The organism is Ruegeria sp. BG6 (assembly GCF_056538465.1).
On the sequence record NZ_JBQFTB010000001.1, the window covers coordinates 862322 to 873757 of the forward strand.

12 protein-coding genes are annotated in these 11436 nt (G+C 57.1%); 7 read left to right on the top strand and 5 right to left on the bottom strand.

Going from position 1 to position 11436, the window contains the following annotated elements:
* Positions 1-101 precede the first annotated feature (101 nt).
* A complete protein-coding gene (locus tag ACR0JW_RS04305) occupies positions 102-1637 on the bottom strand; it encodes an NAD(P)H-hydrate dehydratase (RefSeq protein WP_170676414.1) in 1536 nt (511 codons plus the stop codon).
* A gap of 167 nt (positions 1638-1804) precedes the next feature.
* Between ACR0JW_RS04305 and ACR0JW_RS04310 the strand changes: the two genes are divergently transcribed.
* The 5 genes from ACR0JW_RS04310 (at position 1805) to ACR0JW_RS04330 (ending at position 6360) form a co-directional block, all read left to right on the top strand.
* Positions 1805-2143 (top strand): P-II family nitrogen regulator, encoded by a 339-nt coding sequence (locus ACR0JW_RS04310; protein WP_108800222.1) that lies wholly within the window; start codon positions 1805-1807, stop codon positions 2141-2143.
* Between the two features lie 43 nt (positions 2144-2186).
* A complete protein-coding gene (gene glnA / locus ACR0JW_RS04315; RefSeq protein WP_170610233.1) occupies positions 2187-3593 on the top strand; it encodes a type I glutamate--ammonia ligase in 1407 nt (468 codons plus the stop codon).
* A 132-nt stretch (positions 3594-3725) separates the two neighbouring features.
* Positions 3726-4373 (top strand): MSMEG_1061 family FMN-dependent PPOX-type flavoprotein, encoded by a 648-nt coding sequence (locus ACR0JW_RS04320; protein WP_170676412.1) that lies wholly within the window; start codon positions 3726-3728, stop codon positions 4371-4373.
* A gap of 78 nt (positions 4374-4451) precedes the next feature.
* A complete protein-coding gene (locus ACR0JW_RS04325) occupies positions 4452-5246 on the top strand; it encodes a lytic murein transglycosylase (RefSeq protein WP_170676410.1) in 795 nt (264 codons plus the stop codon).
* A gap of 199 nt (positions 5247-5445) precedes the next feature.
* Positions 5446-6360: a hypothetical protein gene (locus tag ACR0JW_RS04330; RefSeq protein WP_480713605.1), complete on the top strand. Its 915-nt coding sequence runs from the start codon at positions 5446-5448 to the stop codon at positions 6358-6360.
* Positions 6361-6396: 36 nt separating this feature from the next.
* On the opposite strand, the gene ACR0JW_RS04335 is transcribed toward ACR0JW_RS04330, so the two are convergent.
* Entirely contained in the window at positions 6397-7140 is a 744-nt protein-coding gene (locus ACR0JW_RS04335) for a heme-dependent oxidative N-demethylase family protein (RefSeq protein WP_170676406.1), read from the bottom strand.
* 123 nt (positions 7141-7263) lie between these two features.
* On the opposite strand from ACR0JW_RS04335, the gene dddP reads away from it, so the two are divergent.
* Entirely contained in the window at positions 7264-8607 is a 1344-nt protein-coding gene (gene dddP, locus ACR0JW_RS04340; RefSeq protein ID WP_170676403.1) for a dimethylsulfonioproprionate lyase DddP, read from the top strand.
* Positions 8608-8794: 187 nt separating this feature from the next.
* Positions 8795-10012, top strand: coding sequence for a bifunctional alpha/beta hydrolase/OsmC family protein (locus tag ACR0JW_RS04345; protein WP_170824611.1), 1218 nt, complete (start codon positions 8795-8797; stop codon positions 10010-10012).
* Positions 10013-10024: 12 nt separating this feature from the next.
* Here the strand turns inward: ACR0JW_RS04345 and ACR0JW_RS04350 are convergent, their stop codons facing one another.
* From ACR0JW_RS04350 to ACR0JW_RS04360, 3 genes are all read right to left on the bottom strand, one after another.
* On the bottom strand, positions 10025-10348 hold the full coding sequence (locus ACR0JW_RS04350) for a hypothetical protein (protein WP_170676399.1): 324 nt from the start codon (positions 10346-10348) through the stop codon (positions 10025-10027).
* Between the two features lie 10 nt (positions 10349-10358).
* On the bottom strand, positions 10359-10919 hold the full coding sequence (locus tag ACR0JW_RS04355) for a hypothetical protein (RefSeq protein WP_480713606.1): 561 nt from the start codon (positions 10917-10919) through the stop codon (positions 10359-10361).
* 144 nt (positions 10920-11063) lie between these two features.
* Positions 11064-11396, bottom strand: coding sequence for a hypothetical protein (locus ACR0JW_RS04360; RefSeq protein ID WP_170676395.1), 333 nt, complete (start codon positions 11394-11396; stop codon positions 11064-11066).
* Between the last annotated feature and the right edge of the window lie 40 nt (positions 11397-11436).

Consider the following 11436-nt stretch of genomic DNA (forward strand, 5'->3'; position numbering starts at 1 on the left):
CTGGCAAACACTTGCTGTGCGTTTTCGTCAACGCCGCTGGCAAAATTACGCCGATCAGCCAGCTTTTCGGCGACCCACCGCGCAGACAATCAAACATTCAACTATTTCAAAACATTTGGCAACTGCTCGGGCAGGTCCTCGGCAATCAGTCCGGGGCCAAATTGCCGCGCACATTCCACATGCAACCACGCAGCAGCTTCGGCGGCCTGCATCGGCCCAAGCCCTCGCGCCATCAATCCGGTGATGAAGCCTGCAAGAACATCTCCGGCCCCTGCCGTGGCCAGCCATGGCGCCGATCGGTCATAAAACGCCGAGCTTATGGAACACCGCCCGTCCGGCGCCGCGATCACAGTATCCGGCCCCTTGAACAGAACCACGCATCCTGCCCGCTCGGCAGCATCACGGGTTGCGTCAACCTTGGAGTATGCCGGGCCTTTGTCGGGAACTTCTTCCAACTTCTGTGCAATATCCGGAAACAGCCGGGCAAACTCGCCCTCGTGTGGTGTCAGAACGCAGGTCTCATGCAGATGATCGAACAATGCCTTCGGGTCCTCTGCAAACGCCGTCAACGCATCTGCATCCAGCACGGTTGAGCGCTCTGCCGACAGTGCCGCCGGTACCAAGTCGCGGGCACGATCCAGCCCCATTCCCGGACCAAGGCATAACGCATTCAGTCGCCCGTCCTTCAGCACCCGGGAAAGCTCGTCAGCCCCCTCAACCAGTTGCAACATGACAGCGGTGACCTGTGCGGCAACTTCCAACTGCGCGGCCGGGGGCACACCAATTGTCACCAGCCCTGCCCCAATCCGCAACGCGCCCCGCGCGGCCAACCGCGCAGCGCCGGTTTTGCCCGGTCCGCCGGAAAGGATCAGGGCGTGGCCATAAGAGTATTTGTGATCCTTCGGTTCCTTCGAGACCCGAAAACTCTTTTTCGAAACCAGCTTAACAACTCGATTGTCTTCTTCACGTTCAAGCCCGATCGACTTTGTCCGAACCACACCGCAATTGGCGGGGCCTTCGCCGATCATGTGACCAACCTTCATGTCGTGAAAGGTTACGGTAAGATCCGCTCGGATCACGTTTCCCAGCACGCGCCCGCTGTCAGCGCACAAACCGCTGGGAATATCGATTGCAACCACCCGCAGGCCGCGTTCTTGTGGAAGTTCCCTTGCCTGCTCATTTGCCAGCAAGGAGAAGCCCCCCCGAAACGGTCGCGTCAGCCCGGTTCCGAACAATCCATCAATTACCAGGTCTAGGTCTGAGGGGAAATTGAGATTGTCATCCGCAAGCGTATCGATTTTTCGGACACTGACGTCGGACTTGCCTTGCCACCGTTCAAAGTTTCTTCGTGCGTCATGCGGGAGTTTTGCGGCGTCGCCGTACAGAAACACCTCGACCTCCCAGCCCCACTCTTTCAACAACCGGGCAATGACAAACCCGTCACCACCATTGTTTCCCGGCCCGCACAGCACCACTGCGCGACCGGACGTTTTTGCCAGCTCGGGCCATTCCTCAAAAATCGCCTCAACAACGCCCTGCCCGGCGCGATCCATAAGCTCCAGACCGGTAACCTTGCCCGATTCAATCGCAGCCAGTTCAATCGCGCGCATCTGCGCCGCCGTCAGCAAATCCGTCATCTCATCTCCCGCGCGATTCAATTTCGATTACATTTTATGCAACTCGATGAAAATTTCACCGCTCGCTGAAATTCTACGCACAAGCAACCGGTCCGTTTCGCAATCAGATTGCCCAGCGATCTTAGACGTGATCACTGCCAACCTGACAAGCAGATTAGGAGGCCGGGATGAAGAAGATCGAAGCGATCATCAAACCGTTCAAACTGGACGAAGTGAAAGAGGCGCTGCAGGACGTTGGCGTCCAGGGCCTCAGTGTCATCGAGGTTAAAGGGTTCGGCCGTCAGAAGGGCCATACCGAACTCTACCGCGGCGCAGAATATGTGGTCGACTTTCTGCCAAAGGTAAAAGTCGAGGTGGTGCTGGACGACGATCAGGTCGACGCGGCCATCGAAGCCATCGTGGATGCCGCCAAAACCGATAAGATCGGCGACGGCAAGATCTTTGTCTCGCCCGTCGAACAAGCCATCCGCATCCGTACCGGCGAGACCGGCTCGGACGCCCTGTAAATCAACCGAATATCCTGACATATCTATCAGAAGGACCAAGGGAATGAGCGCAGAAGCAGTTCTCAAAACTCTCCGCGAAGAAGACGTCGCCTACGTCGACATCCGCTTCACCGACGTGCGGGGCAAGTTGCAGCACGTGACCGTCGATGTGGATCTGGTCGATGAAGACTTCCTGGAAGAAGGCTTTATGTTCGACGGCTCCTCGATTGCTGGCTGGAAGTCGATCGAAAACTCGGACATGAAACTGATCGCCGACACTGAATCGGCCTACATCGATCCGTTCTACGCCGAAAAAACGCTGTGCCTGCACTGCTCGATCGTTGAACCTGACACCGGCGAAGCTTATGGCCGCGACCCGCGCGGCACCGCGCAGAAGGCCGAAGCCTATCTGAAAGCCAGCGGCGTTGGTGACGTGGCCTATATGGGCCCCGAAGCCGAATTCTTCCTGTTCGATGATGTCCGTTATTCCAATACAATGAATAAGGTATCGTTCGAAGTTGATGCAACCGACGCGGCCTGGAACACTGATACCGAATACGAAATGGGCAACATGGGCCATCGTCCGGGCGTCAAGGGCGGTTACTTCCCGGTGAACCCGATCGACGAGGCGCAGGACCTGCGTTCGGAAATGCTGTCGACCATGAAGCGTCTGGGCATGAAGGTCGACAAGCACCATCACGAAGTTGCCTCGTGCCAGCACGAACTGGGTCTGATCTTCAACAGCCTGACCAAACAGGCGGACGAGCTGCAGAAGTACAAGTACGTCATTCACAACGTGGCACATGCCTATGGCAAGTCGGCAACTTTCATGCCCAAGCCGATCTACGGCGACAACGGCACCGGCATGCACGTGAACATGTCGATCTGGAAAGAAGGCAAGCCGCTGTTCGCAGGCGACAAATACGCCGACCTGTCAGACGAAGCCCTGTGGTACATCGGCGGTATTCTGAAACACGCCAAGACCCTGAATGCTTTCACCAACCCGTCGACCAACAGCTACAAGCGTCTGATCCCGGGCTTTGAAGCACCTGTTCTGCGCGCCTATTCGGCACGCAACCGTTCGGGCTGCATCCGTATTCCGTGGACCGAAAGCCCGAAAGCAAAGCGCGTCGAGGCCCGCTTCCCCGATCCGGCCGCGAACCCCTACCTGGCGTTTGCCGCGCTGCTCATGGCCGGTCTGGACGGCATCAAGAACAAGATCGATCCGGGCGAAGCCATGGACAAGAACCTGTACGATCTGCCTGCCGAAGAACTGGCCGACATCCCGACCGTTTGCGGCTCGTTGCGCGAAGCTCTGGAATCTCTGGCATCCGATCATGACTTCCTGCTGCAGGGCGACGTGTTCACCAAAGACCAGATCGACGGCTACATCGCGCTGAAGATGGAAGAGGTCGAAACCTACGAGCACACGCCGCATCCAGTTGAATACGGCATGTACTACAGCTGCTGATCAAGAATTTTCGACGAAAATTCTCGCAGAGGGGGCGTCCATCGGGCGCCCCTTTTCTTGTCGCCGCACTGGATTTGACGGATTGCGAGTGATCTTTCACACTCGGGCCACAGATCCCAGCGGAGAAACCTCATGCCCGCCAGTGACGCGCCCTTTTTACGGTATTCGCATTTCATTACGTCTGCGGACGAACTGGAACAGATTACCGGTGCGCCCCTGCCGCAGATTGTCGCCAAGGAAATACCGGCATTGGATCAGATGTGCCGCGATTTCATCGGTGCCTCACCGTTTTGCCTGATCGCGTCGGCCAATCCCGACGGTCACCTTGATATCTCGCCCCGCGGCGATCCCGCAGGGTTTGTCGAAATCCTGTCTGACACTCTGATCGCTATCCCGGATCGCCCCGGCAACAAGCGGGTGGATACGTTTCATAACATCCTGCAGGACCCACGCGTGAGTGTGATCTTTCTGGTCCCCGGGAAAATGGAAACATTGCGATTGCGCGGCAAGGCCCGGCTTTGCGCCGATCCGGATTTGCTGAGCGGTATGACCATGAACGGCAAGGCACCAAAGCTGGCACTACTGATCCATATCCAGACGATTTTTGCCCATTGCCCAAAGTGCATCGTCCGCTCTCATCTTTGGGAACCCGAAGAATGGCCGGATTCATCTCATCTACCCAATATGAACGCGATGATGGTCAAACACGCCAGAATCGACGCCACGCCGGAACAGTGGTTTGAAAGCCTCAAAGAGGCCGGAGAACTGGACCTTTACTGACCCGTCCCGGGAATTCGTTTGCCATTTCCCGCATGGCGCGTACGCTGCCCCAGAGTTTCAAGTTATTGGATAGGTTTCATGCTTCGACTTGCAACGGCGATATTCTGTGCCTTGTCCCTGCCGTCCCTGGCACTCTCCGCGCCTTGCGGCAACACCGGCAGCGGGTTTGAGGTATGGAAGGCCGATTTCGCCAAACAGGCGCGGCGCGCGGGTGTAAAAAAGAAAGGGCTGCAGGCACTGGCCCAGACGCAATACGCCACGCGAACAATTTCAGCAGATCGTAACCAGAAAAGTTTCAAATACTCGCTGGACAAGTTCATGCAGGTGCGCGGAGCCGACACGATTGTCGCGCAGGGACGCAAGCGAAAGTCCCGCAACCCGCAGTTTTACGCCGCGCTTGAACGGCAATACGGCGTACCTGCCGGTGTTCTGATCGCCATTCACGGCATGGAAACAGGGTTTGGAAACTTCATGGGCGACAGCCAGGTTGTTTCCGCAATAACGACATTGGCCTATGATTGTCGCCGTTCCGAATTCTTCATTCCGCACGCCATTGGGGCATTGAAACTGGTGGATCAGGGTAGCGTCACGATGGCGACAAAAGGGGCAAAACATGGCGAGCTGGGCCACACGCAGTTCCTGCCAGGGAATGCCCTGACCTATGGTGTCGATGCGACGGGTGACGGTCGGGTGGACTTTTACAACATGACCGACGCCTTGGCTTCGACCGCGAATTTTCTTCGCAAGAAAGGGTGGAAACCCGGCCGGGGCTATCAGAAAGGGCAGCCCAATTTTGCTGTTATCCAGCAGTGGAATGCCGCCTCGGTCTATCAGCAATCCATAGCAATCATGGGGCAGCGAATCGACCAATAAGTGAAACAAGGTTCCAACACAGGCGATCCCAACTTTGGCCACATTGTCGCCACAGATGCCCGAATTTTCCCCTAGCCTCTTGGTTTCCAAAGCGTAATCAATCCCTCGAAAATTGATTTTTTTTGCATTTTCGTCAAATTCTCCCCCAGATCACCCGCTAGTCTTCGGTCTCAGACAGAAAGCGACAAAGGAATGCGCGGTGAGTCGGAAGCACAGTTATCATGGCGGTCTGCAATTTGACGGTGAGACCAAGGGCGCGATCGAACGCTTTGGCAATATCGTCGCGGCGACGCTGGAAGACTATGGTCATCTGATCGAGCGAAAGTCGCTGCTCAGCGGCACCGAGGCCAGCATCGTCTCAAGCCAGTATCTGGTTCGTCTGACACTGGATACGGAATTGAACGGGGTCGACGACCGTTTCGACCGGCTGGACCGCACTGCTGGCCTGAAAACGATACCCAAACCTCCGGTGGCACGACCAAAGAACCGTCTGGTCATTTCGGTCTCACCGGTGTCAGCTTTGCTGGATGACAGCGAAATTTCCGAGCTTATGCTGGTTGTGATCCTGTATCGCATGGTCGACATCTGTTCGACCCAGCGCGTGGAGTGGCTTTCGCCCAACGCGGTTTTAACCATCGAACAGTTCATGAGCGCGTTTGATACGCTCATGCCAAGCAAACCCAGAGACAGAAAACAGATATTTCAGTCCGTAACCGGCCCGTTTGCAGGCGTCAGCACCTCGAATACCGCAGATCATTACCAGCCGGAAGCCGCGATACCGAAACCGAACGCAAGGCCGATCCAGTTGTCGGACGATCAATTGCTGAGCATCGCGTTCAGAACAGATCAGACGGATCAACAGGCCCACGCACCGATTGAACCGACCACCTACGAGAATGAAAAGCCCAGCGACATCCTGCGTCTGACAAGTTGGGGCCTGACCGGGGCCGTGGCCAGCATGTCGGCACCGATCGCGCTTTCTCTGGCGGCCGTGAACCTGATCCGGGGCGAGGATTTCCGCCTCAATACTCAGGTTCTGGCTTTTACGGTCGCGATCGTGACCCTTAATTCCAGCGGCGCATTTGCAGGTGTTGCCGGTGCGCTAGGTCTATGAAGCTTTACTAGAAGACCCTCCTAGGAGGCCCCGCCATCAGGCGGGGTTTTCCATTTCCAGCACCCTGTCAGCCGCCAGAACGTAAGTGTGGATCGAAAAAACAACGGCGCGCGTTTGGGGCAGTCTTAGAATGGTCTGACGCTCGCTGCGCAGATAAGGCGTGTTTCCCGGATCCCGGATTTTCCGCGGCTCGCTGGTACTGCGGGGCTGAAACAGCTCGGCGTCATCGTACCACAGCGCGTTAAAGCGCCAGAGTGGCCGATCCGGCTGAATCCCGTCAAACAGACGCTGAACCCGCCTGGCGACGTTTTCATCATAACTGTTGACGGTATGATGAATATTGATCAGCGGACGCATGAATTTCTCGGACAGTCGCCAACTGGCCGGGAAACACAGTATCGCACCGGTTAGAACATGTTCGCCGCCCTGTTTCTGCAGAATGCAAAAATCTTCCTGAACAAGCCGACACAAAGTATCCAGGGGCCTTGATCGGTCAATCAGCACTTCCGCCCCGTCAGACCGGATCACATGATCGGATGTTTCAGGGTAAACCTGCCGCAACACCATATCCAACAATTCCTGCGCAGCCGGTTCTGCACCGGGATCCAGTGCAAGAACATCATCGCGTCGTTCTGCCAACAAATCCTCGCGCCTGCGCATCTGGGCTGCAAACGCTTCGTCGCGGTTCAACCAGTCTTCGGGGTGTGCGGGCTGGATCCCCGGCAGCGGTTTCGCAGCCAGCGGGTTATAGGGAATGTGTTGTTGCAGTATTTTAGTCATGGCCTAGGGCTATCACCGTATTTTGGTATTGTCGGTCCAAAAGCGACTGAACATGGGTCGCAAACTACTAAGACGGCATGGGACGGTACGACCATCTTTGCCGGGCCAAAAGGGAGCGAAGCCATGAATCAGCATTACCGGGACACCCGCAAGATCGACCCGACCAAGGGGGCAACGCTGGGTGACGGTACGCCAAACGAAAACGACCGCATAGAAATCGGCCCAACCCAATTGGCGTTTGCAGAATGGGAACAAGCGGGTCTGGTTCTTCCCGATCTGGCCCGGATGCGGGAATATCGGTGGAAACGGCTGACCCAATCTATCGTTGATCGCGGATACGGCGGGTTGCTGATGTTCGATCCGTTGAACATCCGGTATGCCACCGACAGCACCAACATGCAGCTGTGGAACACACATAACCCGTTTCGCGCGGTTCTCTTATGCGCCGACGGTTATATGGTGATCTGGGACTACAAGAACTCTCCCTTCCTGTCCAAGTTCAATCCATTGGTGCGTGAACAGCGTTCGGGCGCTGATCTGTTTTATTTCGACCGCGGTGACAAGGTGGACGTGGCCGCCGATGTTTTCTCGAACGAGGTGCGCCGTTTGATCGACGAACACGGCGGCGGCAACAAACGACTGGCAGTGGACAAGATCATGCTGCACGGGCTGCGCGCACTTGAGGCGCAGGGATTCGAGATCATGGAGGGCGAAGAGGTCACCGAAAAGACCCGCGCCATCAAAGGCCCCGACGAAATCCTCGCCATGCGCTGCGCCAATCACGCCTGTGAAACCGCTGTTGGCGAGATGGAAAAGTTCGCCCGCGCCAATGTTGGTGACGGCAAGACCTCGGAAGATGATGTCTGGGCTGTCTTGCACGCCGAAAACATCCGGCGCGGAGGCGAATGGATTGAAACGCGCCTCCTTGCCTCGGGCCAGCGAACAAATCCCTGGTTTCAGGAATGCGGCCCCCGGGTAACCCGGAAGAACGAAATTATTGCCTTTGACACGGACCTGATCGGTTCATACGGGATCTGCATCGACATTTCCCGCACCTGGTGGATCGGCGATGAGAAGCCGCGCGCCGACATGATCTATGCCATGCAGCATGCGCATGAACATATCATGACCAACATGGAAATGCTGAAGCCCGGCGTCACGATCCCAGAACTGACGGCCAATGCTCATAGGCTGGACGAAAAGTTCCAGGCCCAGAAATACGGCTGCCTGATGCATGGCGTGGGCCTGTGCGATGAATGGCCTCTGGTTGCATATCCGGATCAGGCGGTTGCGGGTGCCTACGACTACCCGCTTGAACCCGGCATGGTTCTGTGTGTCGAGGCAGCGGTCGGAGAAGTCGGCGGCGACTTTTCGATCAAGCTTGAGGATCAAGTTCTGATCACCGAGGACGGATATGAGAACCTGACGAAATATCCCTTTGATTCAGCCCTGATGGGTTTGGCTTAAGTCACCTTCCAACCAGACCGCGTCACCTGGCATTCTGCGAGAGGTTCTGCCTCTCGTGCCTTCACAGATGCTTTTGGCATAAGAAGAACTAGGGAATTCCTGTCACCTCCGCGTGAGGCACATGTCAGGCGGGTTGAGATAAAGCGTCGCTGTGCCCACTGTGAAGCCAACGACCAAGGAGTTCCTTATGCCGACCGAACGCATTACATTTTCCGGGCACGATGGCAGCCAACTGGCAGCCCGCCTTGACCTGCCCGACGGGCCGGTTTTGGCAACAGCGCTTTTTGCGCACTGCTTTACCTGTTCCAAAGACATCCCTGCCGCGCGGCGCATTTCTGCGCGCCTGGCGGTCATGGGCATTGCCGTGCTGCGTTTTGATTTTACGGGTCTGGGACATTCTGGAGGCGAGTTTGCAAACACGACTTTTTCGTCAAATGTTGAAGATCTGATCGCGGCGGCGACCTATCTGGAAGAGCGTGACATGGCTCCTGCCCTGCTGATCGGGCATTCGCTGGGCGGGGCCGCTGTTCTGCGGGCACGTGCGGGCATTCCCTCGGTCAAGGCTGTTGTGACTCTTGGCGCACCAGCCGATCCCGGGCACGTGTCCCACCATTTCGAAGCCGCGTTGCCGGAAATCGAACAGGACGGTTCGGCCGAGGTTCTGCTGGGCGGGCGGCCGTTTCGGATCGGTAAGGCATTTGTGGATGACATATCTGAATCGGCTTTGACCCCGGCCATCGGTGATTTGAAGGCTGCACTTCTGATCCTGCATGCCCCACGTGACGAAACGGTGAGCATCGACAATGCCGGTGCGATTTTCCAAGCCGCCAAACATCCCAAAAGCTTTGTCACCCTCGATGATGCCGATCACCTAATTACGCGGGCCTCCGATGCCGAATACGCCGCCGATGTAATCTCGGCCTGGGTTGGACGTTACGTACCCTTGTGTCCGCCCGCACCGCCGCCCGGCGCGCCGGAAGGTGTGGTGCGGGTGATCGAGGCCGACCCATCCGGCTTCTTGCAGGATATTCAGGCTGGCCCCCGTCACCACGCGGTCGCGGATGAGCCAGCCTCGTACGGGGGTACGGATCGGGGCATGTCGCCCTATGGTTTCGTCTCATCCGGCCTGGGTGCGTGCACGTCCATGACGATCCGCATGTATGCGCGGCGCAAGAACTGGCCGCTGACCCATGTCAGCGTCGATGTCTGCCATGACAAGGTTCATGCGCAGGATGCCGGGCTTGTCACGGAAGGCAAGGTTGACCTGTTCCGCAGAAAAATCCGGCTGGAAGGCCCGCTGACGCAGGACCAACGCACCCGGCTTATGGAAATCGCCGACAAATGCCCCGTGCACAGAACTTTGGAAGCGTCCGTCCACATTACAACCGAATTACTTCCGACCTGAACGCCCCGTTTATCACCGTCGGCGGGGAGCCGGCCGGTGAATCGGCGGCCGGGCGGCCGGAGGCCGGGTCACCGGCGGCTTCGCCACGGGTGGCCTTGGACGTGTCGGTGGTTGCCCGCCGGGTCGGTTCGGTCGATCAGGTCTGACTGGCCTGTTCACGTCAATATCGACATCCACGTCATGGTAGTAGTCGTTCCACAGCATCGAGTCGTAAAACGGGTCATATCCATATCCGACCCCTACACCAACCGAGACACCGTCGCATGCCGTCAGCAGAACGCTGGATGCCCCAAGCCCCAGCGCCAGAACCGAGGGTTTGATAAATCTTCTTGTCATCTGAACCTCCTTACCGCGCAGGCTGGAATGACGCGAAAACGGCATTCAGTGTATCGGCATAGGCCGGATCCGCTCCGTTGCGCAGGATTGCAACGACGATCGCAACCCGGTCACGCGGCAGATCGATCACAGTGGCGGTAAAGTTCACCACCCTGCCATCCCTGTTGCCTGTCCCGCGGATCACACGTGCGGGCAAACCGCCGATGCGCCTGTCACTGGTACTTGTGACCGTCGGCTCCTTGACCAGAAACTTGTCGATATCTTCCAGATAACGCAGCCCGTCAGCGATGCTTTTGACACCGTTCGGCGACACCAAACCCATCCAGACATTATCGTCAGTGACTGGACGCATCCCCATGACCCGGGCCACAGCACGCGGATCGCCAAGTTGCGTATCTTCGATTTCCCGAATTCCGCCTGTGCGCAATGTCCAGAAATCGGGCACGTTAAACCGGAACAGCGCGCGCCCGTCGTCGGTATAGGTGACCGGTGTGTCCGCCGATGCGGCTGGGATGCATGCCAACCACATCCCTGCACAGGCAGCCAGTGCGGAATTCAAAATAATACGCATATCTCAATAACCTGTTGGTTTCACTTCACGCAGCTTGGCCCACCAAAACGGTACTTGTCCAGCATCAGGGCGCGAATGGTTCGGGAAACCGGGCGGCAACGGTCTTCAATATGCAGCGCTCAGTTACTTGACCAACCCATATCTTCAATCAACGTAAGTCCCATCCGTCACGCCGCCATTGTCATCGACAAAACGCACCCTCTGCCCGCTTACCTGAACGTCGTAACACGCCCACAAATCCGAAGGCGGCCAAAGCGAACAGTACCTGTCGTCACGCACATTCCAGCGGCCCGAACAAGGCCTGTCCGAGAAATACCGGGTCAGCATATTGGCGTCGAAGGTCTGCCAGGCTCCTTCTCCGTAGTCGAGCTTCTTGCCGGTCAATGCGACAAGTATCTCGTTGCCCGACAACTGGCGGAACTCCTCTGCGGCCAGTAATCCGGGCCACAGCATCAAAATCAGGGCAAACCGTCTCATCTCGGCACTCGCACCTTGTTCCCTTTTGCATGCACGGCTA